The sequence below is a fragment of the Francisella sciaenopsi genome, assembly GCF_045862875.1.
GTDB lineage: Bacteria > Pseudomonadota > Gammaproteobacteria > Francisellales > Francisellaceae > Francisella > Francisella sciaenopsi.
Genome location: NZ_BTHG01000005.1, coordinates 113,576 through 134,595 on the forward strand (window position 1 = coordinate 113,576; position 21,020 = coordinate 134,595).

A 21,020-nucleotide genomic window follows, 5' to 3' on the forward strand; every position below is an offset into this window, starting at 1 on the left:
TCTTACGACTCCTTATAGTTTATCAACACTGCAAATCTTACCCATAACAGCACTAGCAGCAACTGTTTGTGGTGAAGCAAGATGGGTTATACTTCCTTTACCTTGACGACCGATGAAGTTTCTATTTGAAGTACTAATACACCTTTGACCTTCAGGAACTTTATCATCATTCATTGCCAAGCACATTGAGCAACCAGGCATTCTGAATTCAGCACCAGCATCAGTAAAGATCTTATCTAGACCCTCGGCTATGGCGATATTTCGCACTTGTTCTGAGCCGGGAACTATATACATAGTTACATTTTTAGCAACTTGTCTGCCTTTTAGAACATTAGCTACAGCACGCATATCTTCAATGCGGCCATTGGTACAACTACCAACAAATGCCCATTGAATCTCTTTACCAAAGATATTTTCATCGGCATTAAATTTAGTATAATCATAAGCTTGTTGAGCTAGCTTGTGTTGATGAGTAGGTATATCCTTCAAGCTTGGAATCTTAGCTGAGATACTGATAGCATGTTGAGGGTTTATTCCCCATGTAACCATTGGCTCAAGTCCTTCAATGTCGACCTTGATAGTTTTGTCATAGTGAGCATTTTCATCACTGATGAAGCTATTCCAATATTCTACAGACTTGTCAAAATCATTGCCTTGAGGCGCATATTTTTTACCTTTTAGATAGCTAAAAGTTTTCTCATCAGGAGAAACTAAACCAGCTCTTGCACCACATTCTATCGACATATTGCATAGCGTCATACGCTCTTCCATAGTCATATCTTTGATCGCTTGACCGACATACTCGATGACATAACCACCAGCACCACCAATACCAATATTAGAGATTAGCTTCATGATAATATCTTTAGCTGTAGCTGACTTTGAAGGCTTACCAACAAACTCTACTTTCATTGTCTTAGGTCTGTATTGCAAAATACAGTTAGTAGCGAGTACGTGTCCAACTTCAGATGTTCCGACACCGAATGCTAAAGCTCCAAATGCACCATGCGTAGATGTATGAGAATCTCCACACACAAGAGTTGAGGCAGGTAGTGTGAAGCCAAGTTCAGGGCCTATGACATGGACAATTCCTTGGTGTTGGCTTTCAAAATCATAAAAATCAATACCAAACTCTTTAACATTACTACGTAGCTTTTCTACTTGAGCTTGAGCGACTTTATCCTTCATTTCCAGACGATTGATAGGTGATGTTGAGATGCTATGATCTACAGTCGCAATTATTGATTTCGGATTATTTATAGGGATATTTAGTTCTCTAATTCTATCGAAGGCTTGTGCAGAAGTTACCTCATGCATAAGCATTCTATCTATATATAAAATATCTGGAAAATCAGGTATTTGTTTTACAACATGAGCATCCCAGATTTTATCAATAATATTTTTTGCCATTTTATTTCCTATAGTTTGTTTCTATATATAGTCTATTAGTTGCTGTTATTAATGCTTTAAGTGAAGATATCTCAATATCTTGATCTACAGCAATCCCTTCAACAACAGGACTATTTTCACCTGTTTTGATTATAATAGTTGTTTCAGATTTAGAGTTAATTCCAGCATCTTTTAATGATCTAGAGAAGTAATCTGAAATATTTACTTCTGGGATATATTCTTGAATACCTTTTAGTAATGCTGAAAGAGCAGAGTTTTCGCCACGATCTGTAATTCTATAGTCGGTATTACCAAAGAACCTTCCTTTAAGCTCAACATAGGTTTCACCATTAGATTTACCATAATCTATAGCTGATACGTTAATTGGCGATTTAATCTGTTTATAAGCTTGTATTAGCTCTTCATCGGTGATGCCTTTTCTACGCTCATGATAAATATCTTTTATCTGCTGAGCGATAGCTGCTTTTTCTTTATCATCACAAATATAACCATTCTCTTCGATAATTTTCTTGGCATGATTACCACCTGATAATGGACCAAAAATAAAGCTAATTTCATTACCTACAGATTCTGGATGGAATGGCTGATATGCTAAAGGATTATTCAATATAGCATTTGTATGCCCACCAGAAGTGTGTCGTGCTGAGTTTAGACCTGTGATAGGGTGGTGAGGTTGTCTTGATAACATTCTCTTGCCAATAAAATCTGAAATAGTTTTAAAATTAGCAATATTAATATCATTATAATAATGACAATCCTTTTGTTTACCAAAAAGGTTTATAAACATTACACACTGCTCTAATGATGCGTTACCAGCTCTTTCACCAACACCATTGATACAGCCCTCTACTTGTGTTGCGGGACCATCAAATACAGCGTTCATTGAGTTCTCTAAAGCTAATCCCAAATCATTATGACAGTGCGCTGACCAAATTATATTTTTATTAGGGAATTCTTTTTTGATGATTTCAGCATGTTTAGTCATATTTTTGACAAAGTAGTTATCATTTTCACGTTCACATGCGCCACCAATAGTATCAGGACAGTTGATAACTGTAACTCCAGCAGATACCGCAGCTCTAAAAACATCAGTAACATAGTCAAAAGTATCGCCTAGTCTTGAATATCCTTCTGCACTAAACTCTACTTCAAAGCCTTGATCACTAGCTAGTTTAATTAACTCATAAACATTTTTGATATTTTGCTCGTTATCATTTTTGCTACCAAGACTAGCTTGAGCTAGATTTGGATCTACAGGCAAATACATATGTACTCTAGCTTTACCTATTGCCAATGATGGACGTAATGCATCCATAGTAATTTCAACTTGGTTTTTTCTAAGTTGACATAGTCCAGCAACAACCATATTAGAATTTTTCTCAGCCATTCTTTTTGAGATAGTATTTACTATTTCAAAATCTGTATTACTTGCTGAAGGGAAGCCTGCTTCTAGGACATCGATATTTAGCTTATCTGCAAGATCTGCATACGCAATATTATCTTCAAAAGACATACCAGCTCCAGGAGACTGTTGCCCATCTCTAAGAGTTGTATCAAAAATATAAATTTTTTGCTTATCCATAGTGGACTCCTTATATATAAGTTAGAGCTTCCTTGTAAACTTGTCCTTGTTTTAACTTCTCAAACACTTCTTTTATTTGTTTTGTTATCGTGTAATCTGAGCGTCTTAATTTGTTGTCATCAATACTTGCCACAGGGGTGATTTCAGCAGCAGTTCCACAGAAAAACACTTCATCTGCATTTATTAGCTCATCAACTTTAAATAAGCGTTCTGTGATTTTATAACCTAGATCTTTAGCAATTTGGATTATAAGCTTGCGAGTTATCCCATCTAATATAGTTCCCAAAGGAGTTGTTATAACTTCATTATCTTTTATAAAAAAGACATTCATTGCTGCACCTTCAGCCACATTGCCATCAGCATCTAGAAGTAGAGACTCATGATAATGTGTACCAAGAGTTTCCCTAGAAGCTAATATACTATTGACATAGTGACCACCAATTTTTGCATCACAGACAGTAGAGCGTGGATGAATTCTAATATATTTACTAACTTTGATATCTACTTTATCAGCAGCCATATATTTACCCATATCAATACAATAGATAGTAATATCAACAGGATGGTCTTTCGCAGGTAAAACACTAACTCCTCCCTCAGCAAAATATGCTAAAGGTCTTATATAGCAAGATTTTTTGCCGCTAGCTTTGACAGTATCTAATACAGCTTGACATAGCTCATCAAGAGTATATTTGCATGTCATACCTAGTACATTCATCGAGTACATGAATCTTTGCATATGTTCTTTTAGCTTCAAGACACCTACACCATTAGGAGTATCATAAGCTCGTATGCCTTCAAATACAGATGAACCGTAGTGCAAAGAATGAGTGTTTATACCAACTTTTGCATCTTCATAGGAGATTATCTCGCCATTTTTCCAAATTTTATCTATCATATTGACCCTCGATATTTTGTAATTATTTAAAATATATTTTTATGCAACAATGTCTAAAATTATAGACAGAGGAGTTTTGTGCTGAGGGAGAGGAGTGCTTGAGAAGAATTACTTTGAGACTTGATTTTTTGAGAAAACATAGCAGTGGCTAAACTACCACTGCCGAATGCTTCGACAGTAGAGAAATTATTCCCTTTTTGTCTTCGTATCTGCATACATGAATCTACTTTTTTATGCATTTTCCCTTAGCTTTTGATTAAAGGATATTTCATTTAAAATATCACTATATAAAACTCAATACAGTTATTGTAGCCATATAATATTTTAGAGTAAACCTTGATTTAGCTTTACTAGTGAAATTTTTTGAAAGAGAAGAATTTAAAAGATAGTTAATTATCTACGGTCAGCATAAATTTTTGCTTGAGCAGCAGATAGTCTTGCTATAGGAACTCTAAAAGGAGAACAAGATACATAATCAAGATCTAAGTCATGACAGAAACCAACAGAATATGGTTCACCACCATGCTCACCACATATACCCATTTTAGCATTAGGGTTAACAGCTTTGACACCTTCTTTAGCGATTTCCATCAGTTTACCTACACCTTTAGGATCTAGTCTAGCAAATGGATCAAAGCTTAAAATACCTTTCTCAAGATAGTCTTTAATAAACTTGTTAGCATCGTCTCTACTGAAACCAAAAGTCATCTGAGTTAAGTCATTTGTACCAAATGAGAAGAACTCACTACCAGCTTCAGCAAGCATACCAGCACCAATAGCACCACGTGGAGTTTCTAGCATTACACCGACTTTATAGTCAATGTCGATTTTTTCACGCTTAAGAATTGTATCAGCAACTTCTCTAACAATACCACTTAGTAATTTAAACTCACCAAGAGTACTAACTAGTGGAATCATAAGCTCAGGTTTAACTTCAATTCCCATACGTTTACTTGATATCGCGGCATAAATGATAGCTTTAGTTTGCATTTCGATGATTTCTGGATATGTTACAGCAAGTCTACAACCTCTATGCCCCATCATAGGGTTCATCTCGCTTAGAGCTTCTATACGAGCTTCCAACTCACTATAGCTAATATTGAACTCACGAGCCAAATCATCAATCTCATCAGTTTCATGAGGTAAAAACTCATGTAAAGGAGGATCTATAAATCTGATAGTCACAGCTAAATTATCCATAGCTTCAAAAAGCTCTTCAAAATCTTGTTGCTGTACAGGAAGTAGCTTGTCTAAAGCTCTTTGTCTTTCTTTTTTATCTTTAGCTAGGATCATTTGTCTAACATAAGATATACGATCTTCTTCAAAGAACATATGCTCTGTACGGCATAAGCCAATACCTTCAGCACCAAATGCTCTTGCAATAGATGCATCTTTATAAGTATCAGCATTACATCTTACACGAAGTTTACGCACGTTATCAACGAACTTCATAAACTCTTCAAAGTCTTGAGTAACTTCAGGATCAACAGTTTTGATAATACCTCTGTATACAGTACCCTTTGTCCCATCAAGTGATAAATAATCACCTTCAGAGAATACTTGACCTCTCTCGAATGTAATAGTTTTTTTATCTTCGTCGATTCTTGCTGTCTCTAGTCCAGATACACAACATTTACCCATGCCACGAGCTACTACAGCAGCGTGAGATGTCATACCACCACGTAGAGTTAAGATACCATGACAAGCATTCATACCCGCTATATCTTCAGGAGATGTTTCGATTCTTACTAGGATCGTTTTTTCTTCACCACGAGCTTTTGCAGCTAGCAGTGATTCAACATCAAAATATATTCTACCACTTGCAGCACCTGGTGAAGCACCTAATGCAGAACCAAGAGGGCGCTTAGAAGCTAGAGCTTTCTCATCAAATTTAGGATGTAATAATTGCTCTAATAAATGAGGCTCAACCATCATCACAGCTTCTTGATTTGTGATTAGACCTTCTTTAGCCATATCAACAGCTATTTTCAAAGCTGCTTTTGCAGTTCTTTTACCATTTCTTGTTTGTAACATGAAAAGCTTACCATCCTCGATAGTAAACTCCATATCTTGCATATCTTTGTATACTTTTTCTAAGTTTTTAGCAATTTTTACAAAATCATTAAAAACTTCTGGCATTTTATCTTTCAAAGTTGAGATATGTGCAGGTGTTCTTGTTCCTGCAACTACATCCTCACCTTGGGCATTAATTAGGTATTCACCAAAAAGTTCATTCTCACCAGTAGAAGGGTTTCTTGTAAAAGCAACACCTGTGCCAGAATTATTACCAGAGTTACCGTAAACCATTTCTTGGACATTAACAGCTGTACCCCAGTTATTCGAGATATTATTGATTTCTCTATATATGATTGCTCTTTCAGCATTCCATGATCTAAATACAGCTTCGACAGCTGCTAAAAGTTGCTCAACAGGGTTTGTTGGGAATTCTTTACCAACTAGATTTTTGTAGATTTTCTTATATTCGGCAACAATATCTTTGTAGTCTTGAGCACTTAGATCACAGTCATTTTTGACATTTCTTTTTTCTTTTTTATCATCGAGTATTTTATCGAAAGGTTTTTTCTCACAGTCCATAACAACATCTGCAAACATCATTATGAATCTTCTATAGCTGTCGTAAACGAATTGCTCATTATTTGTCTTTGCTACCATCGCTCTTGCAACTTCATCATTTAGACCAAGGTTTAGAACTGTATCCATCATACCTGGCATAGAAACTCTAGCACCAGAACGCACAGATACAAGTAGCGGATTACTTCCACCACCAAAAGTTTTGCCAGTTCTTTTTTCTAAATCTGCAACATTTGCAAAAATTTGCTCTTTAACTTGATCGTTTAGGTTTTGACGATCATCATAGTATTTCAGGCATGCTTCTGTAGTTACTGTAAAACCGTCTGGTACAGGCAATCCACTGTTAAGCATTTCACTAAGATTAGCTCCTTTACCACCTAACAAATCACGCATAGATTTATTACCTTCACTGAAGGCATAGACAAACTTCGACATAAAAACTCCTCTCAAGTTTTTCATAAAATTAATTTGAAACTAAGCATACTCTCGAGCATACCTAGTTGTGATCTTAACATAATTAATAGAAATTATGGATAATAAATTTTAAAAAAATATAAAAATAAATTTTTACGAAAAAATATAATTAAACCTTTGTAATAAAAAATGATATAGGTTTATCAAGTAAATTTATAAGTAGTATCAATACTATAGATTTAAGTTTAGCTTATGTAAGAAGCATAATTACTTAATAAGAAGAGTTGCAGAAAATTTTCTAAATTTAATAAATGTATTTCTTTTAGGAGCAAGGGAGAAGTCCATTTGTTGAATCAACATATCAAGATTTATTTTAAGCAATAAAAATAATTAAATTTCTTAATAAGGTAATTAATGTGAAGGGTATTTTTAAAGGTACAGTCTTATATATTCTATTCATATCTAGTTTTAATTACTTACATGCAGATACAAAAAAAATCACTTTAGATTCCATATTACAACTACAGGAGCAAATAAAAAGTTTACAGTCTGAAATAAGTAATTTAGAGAAACAGAAAAGCATGCAAAAAAAATCATCTTTCTCCACATATTCATCAAAAGTATTAATGGATGATGAAGCAAAAGAGAAACTTTTAGTTAGAAGTAATTATAATTATGAACAAAGTTCAATAGATACTCTAAATTTAAGTAGTAAAGAAATAAGTTCAGAAGAAAAATCATTGGAGGGTGTTTTTGATACAAGAAAAGGGATTAATGTTGGAGAAGCTCCTGTTATAACAAGTCAAGGTCAAGCTGCATTTATAGGATCTTATTCTGGGAATAATAGTATTCCTATTGGACAAATTCCATCAAATTTATTTGCGAGTACTGTTATTGGTCAAAGAGATAAGTTTGATGAGTATGAGATATTTTTTGGAGGATTAATCACTTTTAATGCACAGACTTGGTTTGGAGATAGTATTAAAAGAGTAAATTTTGAGAATGAACGTATTTCAAATTTTTCTAATACTGGGCAGAATATCTATTTGATGGATGCTGCTCTTCATATACTAGCAAATATTGGAGACTACGTTACAGCATCATATGATATTAGCTCTGGAGAGGATGAAGAGTTTTCTCTCAATAATGCATTTGTTATTTTTGGTAACCCAACCTTTTCTCCTTTTTTTGTGACAGCAGGACGTAGTCAGCTTAGCGTTTCCTCATTTGGTGGTGGAGGACCCTCAACTGCAAGTATTGCTAACTATCTTAGTGTTGGAAAGACCTCTAATATATCTTTAAATTATAAAACTCAAGCGTTAAATTTAAGTGTGGCTGTATTTGGAAGTGATGAAAAAAAAGCAGACTTTTCAGCGGGACTTTTTTATGCTGATTCTTTAACAAAAGATATAACATTAGGTTTTAATACTGGATACGTATATAACTTAAATGGAGCAGATAATAGAAACATATCTTTAATTGCGCCTGATAAAGTTATAGGTGTTTATAACATAGATACAACCCTTGCATATGAGTTATATGGTGGGATTTTTCAATTTAATACGGGATGGGCAACATCGACAGACGTTTTTGATTTTAATGCTACAGGCAATAATGTTTATACAGGTGCTTGGTATACTGCATTTAATTATAGCTTGATGTTTAGAGGGCGAAGTACAAATTTTGGTGTGTCATATGGGCAAACTTATAATGCTGCTGCAATTCCAATGTTGATATCTGGAAATCCTATTCAAGATGGACTATCTATGTATGGTATTCAGAAGCAGCTGATATTTTCAGCACAAAGTGCATATTTCGATGAAGATGTTATATTTGGTCCAGAGTGGGCATATCAAAAGTTTTATGATGGAAGTAATATGAATACTTTTAGTTTAGAAGTTTCAGTATATCTATAGATTTGTAATATTACCATTACTAAAAATGGTTTAGGCTATCCTCTTGCATGTAATTTAGATATAACCATATCCTCAGGTCCAACACTAGAAGTAGGAGAAGTGCTGCTTCGAGGAGAGTCTAATCTTTGACTTGTTGGCATACGGTAAGCAGATTGTTTTGCATCAGCTCTACTGTTATGAGTTGATTGACGTTGTTTTAGATTTGCATATGAGAAACTACAGGCTAAGATACTAATAGTTATACTAAGTATTGCTAATTTCTTATTCATATTTTTATTCCTCATTTTTATTAGATAAACCATCTCATCTAGAAAGGGGTGTATTTATCATAGCACAACATAAAATATACATCTAGTTTAGATAATGATAATTACTATCACTTATTGTTAGAGTTTTTTGAGATGTTTGTAACAAAGGCAATTTATTTGAACAGAAGTTTTTGTCTATAGAATTTTAATTCATTTATAGACTCACGTATATCATCTAGAGCTTTATGTGTAGATTTTTTATAGAAACTTTCGCCATCACCCCAATACTCATTGAGAAGCTTCAAGCTTGTAACATCAAGCATTCTGTAATGACAATAGTTATCAATATCAGGCATATATTTTGCTAAGAATCTTCTATCCTGCCATATCGAGTTACCACATAAAGGAGAACTTTGGAATGGTACATACTCTTTTATAAACTCAAGAATTTTTTGCTCAGCTTGCTTCAAAGAGGTTTTACTATCTTTGACTTTTTGAGTTAGACCAGTTTCACCGTGAACTTTTATACACCATTCATTCATTGAGTTTAAAATTTCATCAGGCTGATGAATTGCAATTGGTTCAGCTTCAGCAATTATATTTAGATTTTTATCTGTGATAATTGCAGCTATTTCAATAATTCTACAACTATCAACATCTAAACCTGTCATCTCAAGATCAATCCAGACTAGATTATCTGTAGATTGCATGTGCCTAATCCTTTACTCTAGATACATAAGTTGAAGTTCTAGTATCAACTTTTATAATTTCCCCAGTTTGTACAAAAAGAGGTACGCGTACTACAGCACCTGTTGATAATGTTGCTGGTTTACCACCTGTACCTGCTGTATCACCTTTAAGACCTGGATCTGTTTCAACAATTTCAAGATTAACAAAGTTAGGAGCAACTATTGAAATAGGTTGCCCATTGAATAGTATTATCTGATATTCATCTTGGTCTTTGAGCCATTTCTTTGTTTCACCAAGAGCTTCTTGAGAAACCATATATTGCTCAAAAGTTTCTGGATGCATAAAAACATAGCTATCCCCATCAAAGTAAGAGTAAACAGCATTTAATTCTTCAACATCAGCAGCCTCAACAGATTCTCCAGATTTAAAAGTTTTTTCAACTACTCTGTCATTTAATAGGTTTTTTAATTTAACTCTATTAAATGCTTGTCCCTTTCCTGGCTTTACAAACTCGTTCTCAACAATAACCATTGGGTTACCATCAATTAGAATCTTTAAGCCACCTTTAAACTCATTTGTACTATAACTAGCCATTTTTAATCCTTATTTAGTTTGATGTAATATTTTAATTCCAACATTCGGTGGGAGTTTTATTTACGATACCACCATCAACTTCAAGCTCTATATTTCTACACGGGGTATCAGCTGTTTGTGAGTTCTGTGCTGTTGCTGTTATTACATAGCTTACATCAGGACATTCAGGTTCCCCAGAACAATATGAAAGTAGATAGTAATTATTTGCAGTATTCTCATGATAGAAGTTATTTATGCTACTACCAGAAGGAAATGAGCCAAAACGGATCTCAAAATTATCCGCGGCACTTGCTGCTGAAAGCAGTTCAGATGTTGCTTCTGTTCGGTGATTTCTTAGTATATAGTTGTTATACATTGGTAGGCCTATAGAGGCGAGAATTGCTATTATTGCAATCACAACCATTAATTCAACTAACGAAAATCCATTTTTCTTATCTGCTAGCATACTAATGGTACTCTTAATATATTTGAGGTTCGCCATTTGGTCTAGTTCTATAACGACGATGCTGCCACAAATATTGCTCTGGATATTTTCTTATAGCATCTTCAAGGAATTTATTTGTCATCTCTGCATCTTTATACGCATCCCCTGTGAACTCTAGTGGCTCTCCGAAAACTATTTTATACTTTTTTAGACATTTTTCTCTAACATAATAGACAGGTAACACTATCGAATTTGTTTTTTCAGCTAACCATGGAGTTACTGTTAATGTTGAGCACAGAGTTCCAAAAAAAGGAGCGAATACTGAATTCTCAAGACCAGTGCTTTCTAAGCCGAAATCCTGATCAGGCGCATACCACATTGAGTACCCCCTTTTTATACTTTTTATAACACTTATTAAATTTTTACTATCAAGACATCTATATATGTTTTTTTCACGATATTTTTTAATTAATTCTTCAAGAAGCTCATTGTTGTTTTTCTGATACATAACAGTTAGAGGAGGGTGATTCTCAGCAACATAACGACCAACTATTTCGATACAATGAAAGTGAAACCCTAAGAAGATAACATTTGTATTTGGATTTTTATGATATTTTTTGAATATACCTAATGAATCTCCTTCCCATTCAAATTTTATTTTATTGAACCTTTTTTTTGATAAAAACCAAGCAGCTGTAGTTTCAGCTCCTGATAAAACCATTGAGTAATAACTTTTATTAACTAGTTTATTAATTTCTTTGTTAGATTTTTCAGGAAAGGCGATTTTAAGATTCTCTCTTGCGATTCGATTTCTACTTTTTAAGAACGGCTTAATAATAATACCAATAGCAAGCACTATATACTTATGAGTAAAAAGCGGTAACTTGGAGCCAAAATTCATTATCCCTACGATAACCCAAATGCCCCAGTTTTTAGGTTCAAGCTTGTTATTTTTCATTAGTATCTTTAAATTAAAATGTTAAATCTATTTTAACATACACTTTTTTAATCATAAACATTAATAAATCTTTTCTTCTCCTGGTGGTCTTGTCTTATAACGACGGTGTTGCCATAAATACTGTTCAGGATATCTTAATATAAACTTTTCTAGAGTTTTATTTGTTAGCGCTGCATCGTTGTACTCATCTCCAGTAAATTCCACGGGCTCACCTGAAATAAGTTTATACCCAGATAAATCATTTTTTCTAACATAAAATAACGGAATGACTGTTGCACCTGTTTTTTTAGCAAGCCATGGAGTTACTGTTAAAGTAGAGCATTTTTTATTGAAAAAAGGAGCGAAAACAGAATGTTCTTTAAAATCTTGGTCTGGAGCATACCATAATGTATAACCTTTTTTTAAACTTTTAATTGCCGATACAATATTTTTACGCTGGAAACATACATCAATGTGCTTTTTTCGTGAAGAAGTTATTATATGCTCCATTAAAGGATTTTTATGTTTTTGATACATGATAGATATTTTTTTTAAATTACTACCGCAGTATCTACCTGCTATTTCTAAACAATGAAAATGAAACCCTAAAGCTAACAATGTTTTATTTTTATTGTTATGAACCTCCATAAATGTTTCAAATTCTGAAGTATCTACAGGAATTTTTTGAAAATTTTTATCTGTCATAAACCATGATATTAGACTCTCAAATCCAGCCATGCTTGCAGATTTATAACATTCTTTTGTAAGGTTTTCTATCTCTCGATCTGATTTATTTGGGAAAGCTATTTTAAGATTTATCTTTGTGATCTCTAGACGTCTTTTCATTAGTGGTTTCATCAAAAATCCGATACCTACAGCAAGATGCATTAGTATCTTATACGGGAGTATATTTACTAAAATTTTAGCTGTCCAGATTACAACCCATAAACCCCAATATTTTGGTTTAAGTAGAGATTTATCCATATTATTTTTTATGAGTAGCTTGGTAGTGTCTTGTGATAATCCATTGTTGTAAGATACTAATTACGTTGTTAGTTAACCAGTATAGTACTAGACCAGATGGGAATGAAGCAAATAAGAATGTAAATATCACAGGTAAGAACATCATTATCTTCGCTTGCATAGGATCTGCAGGTGCTGGAGATAATTTTTGCTGTAAGAACATTGATATACCCATAAGTATAGGTAATACAAAGTAAGGATCCTTCATTGATAAGTCATGAATCCAGAAGATAAATGGAGCTTGTCTTAACTCTACAGATTCAAGTAATACCCAGTATAGTGAAATGAAAATAGGAATCTGTATAAGCATAGGTAAACAACCACTTAGAGGGTTCACCTTCTCTTCTTTATACATCTCCATCATTTTCTTGCCTAGAGCTTGACGATCATCTTTATATGTTTCTTGTAAGCGTTTGATTCTAGGTTGTAGCATTCTCATTTTTGCCATAGAGCGATAACTCTTAGCAGAAAGAGGGTAGAATATAAGTTTGATTAAGCAAGTAACTAGAATAATTGCTAAGCCCCAGTTACCTACAAGTGAATGTATTTGATTCATCACCCAGAAGATTATTTCTGAGAAAAATGATAACATTCCGTAATCTAGAGTTTTTTCTAGATTAGGAGCTAAATCTACTAAGTTAGCTTTGATGATTGGTCCGCTATATAGTACTGAATTTATATTTTCTGATTGACCAGATGCGATCGAAAATCCAGTGTAAGCCCCAGCTTCAAAGACATCATTGTTTAGATTTTTATAGTATATTTTTGAGTCATTTGATTGTGGAATCCAAGCACTTACGAAGTAATGCTGTATAAATGCAACCCAACCTAGGCCTTGGCTATTTATAACTGTAGGTTGACCGTTAGTCTTTGAAATATCTTTGAAAGATTCTTTTCTGAAAGAATCATTAGCTGTAGAGTAAGCAACACCAGTAAAAGTGTAACTGTGAGCATTTAATAGACTAAAGCTATCACCAGCTGGATTAAAGTCCCTTGCTAATGAATCATCAATAATAACATTTACAGGCTCTGATGTGGTGTTTTTAATATTCTGAGATACAGAAATATTGTATTTAGCATCATCAAAAGTGTATGTTCTAGTTATTTCTAGACCATCAACACTTCCAGTAAGAGTTAGTACCTGTTTACCATTTTCTTTTTTGATTCCTTGGCTTTCAAAATTGACATCAACAGGCTTTTTGTTGATAACAATTGTGCTTTTGGCAATATATTCTGAACCTTGTTCGTCAGTAAGTAAAGCCATTGGTGTCTTATCATCAAGACTTACACTATAATCCTCTAATGATGCAGATATGATAGCACCATCAAGTAAGCTGATCTTAAGATTTTTGAATACATCTGTATTAATAGTCACGCTTTTAGCATCATCATATTTTGAGAAACTTGTGGTTTTCGTTAGTGATGCTTTTGCATCAGATGTTGATACATTTGTTGTAGCAGGAGTATCACTATTATAGTGACTATTATCTTGTTGAGTCTGAGTCGTTTGTGATTGACTGCTGTTTGATGGGAAAGTTTGCTCCCATCTACCCATCAATGAGATAAGCATTATAGCTATCGTGACTAACAGTAGTATTCTTATATGATTAGCTTTCATTGTTTATTATTAACCTTTTTATTTTTACAAGGAACCGGATCGTAGTAGTCTCTTTTTGCAAATGGATGACATCTCAAGAGCCTACGGGTACTTAAATATAATCCCTTTAGTATACCATGAGTTTTTAGAGCTTCTAGAGCATATTCTGAACAAGTAGGATAATATCTGCATCTAGCAGGTATAAAGGGACTTATACAATAGCGATATAGATTGATTATAGCTATAAAAGGAGCTAGTGTAATTCTCTTAAAAAATTTTCTAAATTTTTTATCGATTGCCACAATTCTTCCTTAGTAGCTTGAGATGCTGTTTTTTTACTTAAAACTATCAAGCTTTTGTGTTCTAAGAGATCTTTGTGTAAGCGAAAAGATTCTTTAATAATTCTTCTACAAAGATTTCTTTTAGTAGCTTTCTTAATGCTTTTTTTGGGTAAGATTGCACACATGCCAGGTTCTTTATGAGTTCTATGACTTAAAAGGAATGTGAAATGCAGAGTTCCAAGTTTTGTATCTACATTGTCAAAGGCTTGCTTAATCTCACTTTTATCTAGTATATTTTGCTTTGTTAAGCAAAAATTACGCTGCAAGCTTAGCTCTACCTTTAGCTCTTCTGTTTCTAATAACTTTTCTTCCGCTTAGTGTCTTCATACGAGCACGGAAGCCATGAGTTCTTTTTCTTTTTAAGTTTGAAGGTTGGAATGTTCTTTTCATTTTAGTTTCCTCTTTAAAATTCTAATCTTTATTTAATACATTACAGAAATAGTTTCGGTATTCTATAGAAAAAACCTAGATTAGTCAAATACTAATTGCTAGGGTTGGTGCAGGGTATTAGGTTCATTTCTGACAATTGATCCCAAGATTCATCAGGACATTTTTTAGGTTTCTCAGACGGTAGGCAGTAGCCTTGCCAGCCTCTATAGTTTTCAACAGCCAAGCACTTTTTGAATTTTTTAACACTTAAGTATGCTGGTGTCCAAGTTGCTGAGTTTGAGCCGACTAGTTGCTCTTGTTGCTTTGGTTGATCTATAGCTGGTATAGTACCTTCTTTAGCTTCTTTACTTAAAGGAGAAGGTGTTGCGTTCATTGGCATAGGTGTAGTGCTACTTTTTTTTGTATCAGTTGCAGAGTTCATTATTATTGTAGATCCACTTACTACTGAGTTTGTTGAGTTAGTATCAGTTATGTTTGCACCAAAACTATTAGCAAAGCAGAAACCACAGACAAGCAGCATAGATATTCTTTTCATTTTTGATAATAAGTATATTTAATTATGTTCTTCTATAATATTTATTTTCATTTCAGTATTCAAGCTAATGATAGTTACTATGGTATAATTTCGATAAATTTTATAAATAGTTTTTTGTTGTATGATAGATTTATATCACGTAATCGGTTATCCGGTTAAGCATAGCTTATCTCCTAAAATTCAAATGGAATTAGCAGAGCAATACAATCAAGATATACTTTTTACAGCTATTGAAGTTAATCCAGAAGATTTAGAGACAAAGATTCAGGAGTTCCGTGATAATTCTCAAATTAAAGGGTTAAGTGTAACTGTTCCGCATAAAGAAAAAGTATATGAATTGGCAGATGATGCCGATGATACTGCCAAGGCTGTTAAAGCTGCTAGCAATGTTGTTTTTACTGATGATCGTAAAATGATAGCTCTAAACTATGATGGTTTGGGTATAGTTAATGATATCAAGAATAACTATAAAATAGATTTTAGGGTTAAAAAAGTTCTTGTAGTAGGAGCTGGAGGAGCTGCTAAAGCGGTTGTTGCTGCGGTTATTAAAGAGTCACCATTATCTGTAAGTATTACTAATAGAACTAAATCAAAAGCAGATGTGATAAGAGATTTATTCAAATCAGAAGCTAAAATAAATGTGATTGATTTTGATAATATCAAAGAGTCATTTGATATCGTGATTAATTCAACATCATCAAGTATTTATGGTGAATTACTTCCTTTAAAAAAAACAAACTTCAATAAAAGCGCATTTGCTTATGATTTAATGTATAGTTCAGATGGTGGGACTATTTTTACAAAATGGTGCAAAGATAATGGTATTGAGGCTGCAGATGGTAAAGGGATGTTAAAAGAGCTTAGTCTTGCAGTATTTAAGTATTGGCGAGGATTATGACTAAAATAGTCGTTGTGCTAAAATATTCATAAATAGTAGCTACTAGCATAACTGCTTCTGAGAGTTAGATTGAAGAAAAAAATATTGTTCCTTGGTGTTGGCGGTATTGGTGTCTCGGCGTTAGCTATTGCAGCTAAAAGACTTGGTGCTGATGTTGCTGGTTATGATAGTATTCCAAATAAATTAACTATTAAACTAGAGTCTTTGGGTATTTCAATATTCTCCAGTCCTAATAGTGTTGATGTTTCAGATTACGATATGGTAGTGTACTCAAGTGCTATACTTGATAACCATCCTTTGTTATCAAAAGCGCGTGTTTTGGGAGTGCAGAGCTTACAAAGAGCTATGTTTCTAGCATTATTAATGAAAGATTTTAGATATAGTGTTGCAGTCACGGGAACTCATGGTAAGACTACAACATCAAGTATTTTAGCGACATTGTTATGTAAGCTTGATACAACTAGTAGTTTTGTTGTTGGTGGTGTGGTCAAATATACTGACTCAAATATTCAGGTAAATGGCACAGATAAATTGGTTATAGAAGCAGATGAAAGTGATGCTTCATTTTTATATTTAAATCCAAATGTTGCAATAGTTACGAATATTGATCTTGATCACATGTCGACATATAAAAATAGCTATGACAATTTACTTGAGAACTTTGCAAATTTTTTGATGAAAGAGAGTATCGAAAATATATATTTGTGCGTTGATGATCATGGTTGTAATGATTTGCTAGAAAAATATCGTTCGCGAGTAGTAGGAAATATTGTATCTTATGGTTTTGCGATAAATTCAGATGCTCGAATATATAATTATAGAGTGAGTGATAATTTAACTACTTTCACTGTTGAGTACAAATCGGGCAAGTATGATTTTGAATTAGAATTACCTGGTAAATATAATGTTCAAAATGCTACAGCATGTGTAGTAGCGTGTTTGGACTTGGGTTTTGGATATGAAGATATCTATAATGCACTAGCTACTGTAAAAGGTGTTGCAAGAAGGTTTGATATTTATGATAAGCAGATATCAAGTCATAGAATCTCTGTTATTGATGACTATGGGCATCATCCTGTAGAAGTTACAAGCAGTCTTGGAGCTGTTAGAGATAAGTATCCTAATAAAAAAATAATACATGTCTTTCAGCCACATAGATACACACGCAATAGAGACTTGCTTATAGATTGGCCAAAGGCATTATCCTTAGCGGACCAGCTAATAATACTTCCTACATATTCAGCAGGAGAACATGTTATACAAGGGGCTGAGAGTCAAGATCTTATCAAAAATATTCCCCAAGCACTTTTGGCCGATAGTTTTGATCATGTGCTCTATTTTTTAGAGAAACTTGTGGATGATAATACGGTTGTGTTAATTCAAGGAGCCGGAGATATTACAAATTTGGTGGGTATGATAGGTGAATAGTATAGAAAAAGGAACTCTTTATGTCGTAGCAACGCCTATTGGGAATTTGCAAGATATAACCTATAGAGCTGTGAGTATTCTAAGTAGTGCGGATGTGATTCTAGCAGAGGATACGCGTATGACTGCCAAGCTATTGACGAATCTCAATATTCGTGGTGATCAGAAGTTGATCTCATGTCATGATTTTAATGAGGAGTCACGAGTTGAGTATGTCAAAGAGCTTTTAGGCAACGATAATAGCATAGCTTTGGTAAGTGATGCAGGGACACCATTAATTTCAGATCCAGGTTATAAGATAGTTGCAAGCTTACGTAACGGTGGATATAAGGTTGTACCTGTACCAGGTGTTAGTGCATTAATAACGGCATTATCTGCGGCGGGCTTACCTTCGGATAGTTTTCTGTTTAAAGGATTTTTATCAGCGAAACAGGCTAAAAGACAACAGCAAATTCGTGACCTGCAACTGGCAAATGCAACAGTAATAATATATGAATCTGTACATAGAATTACATATCTTTTAGATGATTTGTTAGAGATTATGCCTCATAACAATATTGTTGTTGCCAAGGAGCTTACAAAGCAGTTTGAGAAATTTGTTGCTGGTTCTGTGGAAGAGGTCTGTGATTTTTTTAAAAGTAATCCCGACATTATAAGAGGAGAGTTTGTTGTTGTTATTGACTGTAATAATGCCAATGATATTAGTGATCAGAGTAACCTAAATGTTGATATTGATGATTTACTAAAAGATTTGCTCGACGATATGCCAGTTAAAAAAGCAGTTAAGTTAGTGGTTAAGCTCACAGGAGCGAAAAAAAATGACATTTATGAGAGGGCTTTGGCCGTCAAAAAAGATATTTAATAGTTACTTTCTAGGCTTCAAACTTTTCGAACTTCTGTGGTTGTTTGGGTAGTTCACTCTCAAATCCCTCTAAAAAAGCATTTTTATCTTGTTCTCTCTCTAGGTTATTGCTATAGAAAGTGCCCATGATGTAACTAAATTCAGCTACTTGTTGCTTTGAAAGATTATATTTCTCATTGTTTAGACCTGCTTTCATACCTTCAATGAAAGATTTTTTGTCTACAATATTTGATGAACTATAGTTTTTTGGTATTTCAAATAAATTAAAACCTAAACTATAGTTAAACTGATCAGCGCTAATATCTTTAGGAAGAGTCTGAGAATCACTATTGAGAATTTCTCTAAGTTTAGTGCTTTCTATGAGCTTAAATTTAGGTGTAGTATTACTGTAATGATCAGAAATCCCAGCTAAAACTATTTTTGGGTTGTATAGTTTGGTTGGATTTGGACTAAAAAGAAAGCCTTTCTTAAGGCTACTCATTCCGGTTTTATATCCTATCGAGAAGCTAATTTTTTTATTATCATGTTTTTTTAGGAAAAAGTTATCTTGATTATTTATTTTATCTTTTAGACCTTTATAGAAGTCCTCTAAAGAGTATTTTTCATCCGTACCACAGATATTTTTATCTTTGAGTTCTTTTGCAAAAATTACAGCGTTATTGTAGTAGCTTTGAGAGTTTGTATTTACTATTTGTGAGCTGATACCCAAAGATATGCTTAGTAGACAAATTAGAGGGATATATAATTTTTTGAGAATTTTAGTTAGCATAAATTCAAAAACACATTTGTGCTAATAGATTGTTTTGTTGCTATACTATAAATATAAAACTATAAAAATAAAATATTATGCTACAGCGCGCGTTTTATACTATAGGGAAGATGTTTAAGTATCGAAAAGCTCTAAGGTTATCTGATACTAATCATTTAGAGACTATAATAAATTTAACTCCAGAGATGCTGACCAAGAATCAAGTAAAATATCTTGCTCTAGATTTCGATGGAGTTCTGGCAAGTCATGGTAAGGCTGAGATGCATCCTGAAGTTATGGGTTGGCTTACAAAATTTGTTACTAGTTTTTCAGAAGATAGAGTTTTCATTCTTTCTAATAAACCTACTCAAGAGCGACTAGAGTACTTTAAAAAAAAATTCCCTAAGATAAGATTTATATCAGGTGTTGCAAAAAAACCATATCCAGATGGTCTAGAAAAAATAATTAATCTGCTTGGTTGCCTGCCTAGTGAGTTAGCACTTGTTGATGATAGGTTGTTAACCGGATGTCTTGCTTGTTTGATAGCAGGTTGTTACCCGATACTGATAACAAGGCCTTATGTTGATAGAGATAATTACACAAAAGAAGAGAGATTCTTTGGTTTTCTTCGCTATTGTGAGCAAAAAACATTTCCACCTAAAGCGTAATCACTAGTATTTTATTTGATTATTACTTAATATTATATTAGTAGCTTTAAATTAAAATTTATTTATGAAGAGAATTGTTATTTCGACAGTTTTGATGTCATTTTTGTGCATGGCTTTTGCTAATAGTACGTTTACGCAATCTTTTTTTGGAGACTATGATCATTCAACTGATAGTAGTTTTGCATATGAAAATAATAACTATAGAGATGATGGAAAAATACAGAAGTATAACAATAAATTCTCTAAAGATGACTCTAATAGTTACAACTGTAGATTTGATGGCGCTGGGGAGTTAAAGTGTGGAAATTATAATATAAATACTAGCTCTAAGCATACCGATAAAGATGCAGCAAAAAAAATATCGCGACACTACAAGAAGTTAAAAGATGTTAAAGATGTAAGTAAAGGCGATGATTTTAATTGTGCGCTTGATGATAAAAAAGATGTCTATTGCTGGGGTAGTAATAAAAGAGGACAATTAGGTAGTGATACTAATGCCAAAAAAGTCAAAAAGCCTTTAAGAGTAGATATAGATAATAGTATTAACTTCAAGAAAGTATATACAAAAGCTCACTATGCGTGCGCATTAGATGAAGAAGGTCATGCATACTGTTGGGGTGATGGTAGTAGTGGTGAAGTTGGTAATGGTGAGAAAGGTCTTTTTGATAAGCCTCAAAAAGTTAAGACGGATATCGAGTTTAGTAGATTAAGCATGGCAACTACCTATACCTGTGGTATTGAAAAAGATACAAATAATCTATATTGTTGGGGTAAAAGTCAAAATGGTCAAAGAAATCTCGATTCAACTGTACCTGTAAAAATGTAACT

The 21,020-nt window shown here is 33.5% G+C and carries 22 protein-coding genes; 6 read left to right on the top strand and 16 right to left on the bottom strand.

Going from position 1 to position 21,020, the window contains the following annotated elements; genetic code table 11:
• Positions 1-12: 12 nt before the first annotated feature.
• From leuC to ppdK, 4 genes are all read right to left on the bottom strand, one after another.
• Positions 13-1,410 carry a 3-isopropylmalate dehydratase large subunit gene (gene leuC, locus ACKTR7_RS06940; protein ID WP_407877629.1) on the bottom strand — a complete coding sequence of 466 codons (1,398 nt, stop codon included), beginning with the start codon at positions 1,408-1,410 and terminating at the stop codon, positions 13-15.
• Between the two features lies 1 nt (position 1,411).
• Positions 1,412-2,992, bottom strand: a complete 1,581-nt coding sequence (locus ACKTR7_RS06945; RefSeq protein ID WP_407877630.1) for a homocitrate synthase/isopropylmalate synthase family protein — start codon at positions 2,990-2,992, stop codon at positions 1,412-1,414.
• A 10-nt stretch (positions 2,993-3,002) separates the two neighbouring features.
• Positions 3,003-3,890 carry a branched-chain amino acid transaminase gene (locus ACKTR7_RS06950; RefSeq protein WP_407877631.1) on the bottom strand — a complete coding sequence of 296 codons (888 nt, stop codon included), beginning with the start codon at positions 3,888-3,890 and terminating at the stop codon, positions 3,003-3,005.
• Between the two features lie 393 nt (positions 3,891-4,283).
• A complete protein-coding gene (gene ppdK / locus ACKTR7_RS06955; RefSeq protein ID WP_407877632.1) occupies positions 4,284-6,917 on the bottom strand; it encodes a pyruvate, phosphate dikinase in 2,634 nt (877 codons plus the stop codon).
• Between the two features lie 395 nt (positions 6,918-7,312).
• Between ppdK and ACKTR7_RS06960 the strand changes: the two genes are divergently transcribed.
• Positions 7,313-8,812: a DUF3573 domain-containing protein gene (locus ACKTR7_RS06960; protein WP_407877633.1), complete on the top strand. Its 1,500-nt coding sequence runs from the start codon at positions 7,313-7,315 to the stop codon at positions 8,810-8,812.
• A 35-nt stretch (positions 8,813-8,847) separates the two neighbouring features.
• Here ACKTR7_RS06960 and ACKTR7_RS06965 read toward each other — a convergent pair whose 3' ends face one another.
• From ACKTR7_RS06965 to ACKTR7_RS07015, 11 genes are all read right to left on the bottom strand, one after another.
• Complete coding sequence (locus ACKTR7_RS06965) at positions 8,848-9,081, bottom strand: hypothetical protein (RefSeq protein WP_407877634.1); 234 nt, start codon at positions 9,079-9,081, stop codon at positions 8,848-8,850.
• 152 nt (positions 9,082-9,233) lie between these two features.
• On the bottom strand, positions 9,234-9,770 hold the full coding sequence (gene orn / locus ACKTR7_RS06970) for an oligoribonuclease (RefSeq protein ID WP_407877635.1): 537 nt from the start codon (positions 9,768-9,770) through the stop codon (positions 9,234-9,236).
• Positions 9,771-9,774: 4 nt separating this feature from the next.
• Complete coding sequence (efp, locus tag ACKTR7_RS06975) at positions 9,775-10,344, bottom strand: elongation factor P (protein ID WP_044525364.1); 570 nt, start codon at positions 10,342-10,344, stop codon at positions 9,775-9,777.
• Positions 10,345-10,375: 31 nt separating this feature from the next.
• Complete coding sequence (locus ACKTR7_RS06980; protein ID WP_044525365.1) at positions 10,376-10,789, bottom strand: type IV pilin protein; 414 nt, start codon at positions 10,787-10,789, stop codon at positions 10,376-10,378.
• Positions 10,790-10,802: 13 nt separating this feature from the next.
• The gene (locus ACKTR7_RS06985) at positions 10,803-11,726 is read right to left on the bottom strand and encodes a lysophospholipid acyltransferase family protein (protein ID WP_407877636.1); all 924 of its coding nucleotides are present in this window, start codon (positions 11,724-11,726) and stop codon (positions 10,803-10,805) included.
• Positions 11,727-11,786: 60 nt separating this feature from the next.
• Complete coding sequence (locus ACKTR7_RS06990; RefSeq protein ID WP_407877637.1) at positions 11,787-12,689, bottom strand: LpxL/LpxP family acyltransferase; 903 nt, start codon at positions 12,687-12,689, stop codon at positions 11,787-11,789.
• A gap of 1 nt (position 12,690) precedes the next feature.
• The gene (gene yidC / locus ACKTR7_RS06995) at positions 12,691-14,346 is read right to left on the bottom strand and encodes a membrane protein insertase YidC (RefSeq protein ID WP_407877638.1); all 1,656 of its coding nucleotides are present in this window, start codon (positions 14,344-14,346) and stop codon (positions 12,691-12,693) included.
• Positions 14,343-14,627, bottom strand: coding sequence for a membrane protein insertion efficiency factor YidD (gene yidD / locus ACKTR7_RS07000; RefSeq protein ID WP_004286782.1), 285 nt, complete (start codon positions 14,625-14,627; stop codon positions 14,343-14,345). The genes yidC and yidD overlap by 4 nt, the downstream gene beginning before the upstream one ends.
• On the bottom strand, positions 14,579-14,932 hold the full coding sequence (rnpA, locus tag ACKTR7_RS07005; protein ID WP_407877639.1) for a ribonuclease P protein component: 354 nt from the start codon (positions 14,930-14,932) through the stop codon (positions 14,579-14,581). Before rnpA ends, yidD begins: the two co-directional genes overlap by 49 nt.
• The gene (gene rpmH / locus ACKTR7_RS07010; RefSeq protein WP_003014180.1) at positions 14,922-15,056 is read right to left on the bottom strand and encodes a 50S ribosomal protein L34; all 135 of its coding nucleotides are present in this window, start codon (positions 15,054-15,056) and stop codon (positions 14,922-14,924) included. The genes rnpA and rpmH overlap by 11 nt, the downstream gene beginning before the upstream one ends.
• Before the next feature lie 91 nt (positions 15,057-15,147).
• On the bottom strand, positions 15,148-15,591 hold the full coding sequence (locus tag ACKTR7_RS07015; protein ID WP_407877640.1) for a hypothetical protein: 444 nt from the start codon (positions 15,589-15,591) through the stop codon (positions 15,148-15,150).
• A 121-nt stretch (positions 15,592-15,712) separates the two neighbouring features.
• On the opposite strand from ACKTR7_RS07015, the gene aroE reads away from it, so the two are divergent.
• The 3 genes from aroE (at position 15,713) to rsmI (ending at position 18,776) form a co-directional block, all read left to right on the top strand.
• A complete protein-coding gene (gene aroE, locus ACKTR7_RS07020; RefSeq protein ID WP_407877641.1) occupies positions 15,713-16,489 on the top strand; it encodes a shikimate dehydrogenase in 777 nt (258 codons plus the stop codon).
• Between the two features lie 69 nt (positions 16,490-16,558).
• Entirely contained in the window at positions 16,559-17,917 is a 1,359-nt protein-coding gene (gene murC, locus ACKTR7_RS07025; protein ID WP_407877642.1) for a UDP-N-acetylmuramate--L-alanine ligase, read from the top strand.
• Positions 17,910-18,776 (top strand): 16S rRNA (cytidine(1402)-2'-O)-methyltransferase, encoded by an 867-nt coding sequence (gene rsmI / locus ACKTR7_RS07030; protein ID WP_407877643.1) that lies wholly within the window; start codon positions 17,910-17,912, stop codon positions 18,774-18,776. The genes murC and rsmI overlap by 8 nt, the downstream gene beginning before the upstream one ends.
• Positions 18,777-18,786: 10 nt before the next feature.
• Here the strand turns inward: rsmI and ACKTR7_RS07035 are convergent, their stop codons facing one another.
• Positions 18,787-19,545 (bottom strand): hypothetical protein, encoded by a 759-nt coding sequence (locus ACKTR7_RS07035; RefSeq protein WP_407877644.1) that lies wholly within the window; start codon positions 19,543-19,545, stop codon positions 18,787-18,789.
• Between the two features lie 77 nt (positions 19,546-19,622).
• On the opposite strand from ACKTR7_RS07035, the gene ACKTR7_RS07040 reads away from it, so the two are divergent.
• Positions 19,623-20,192 (top strand): YqeG family HAD IIIA-type phosphatase, encoded by a 570-nt coding sequence (locus ACKTR7_RS07040; protein WP_407877645.1) that lies wholly within the window; start codon positions 19,623-19,625, stop codon positions 20,190-20,192.
• Between the two features lie 64 nt (positions 20,193-20,256).
• Complete coding sequence (locus ACKTR7_RS07045; protein ID WP_407877646.1) at positions 20,257-21,018, top strand: RCC1 domain-containing protein; 762 nt, start codon at positions 20,257-20,259, stop codon at positions 21,016-21,018.
• Positions 21,019-21,020: the final 2 nt, after the last annotated feature.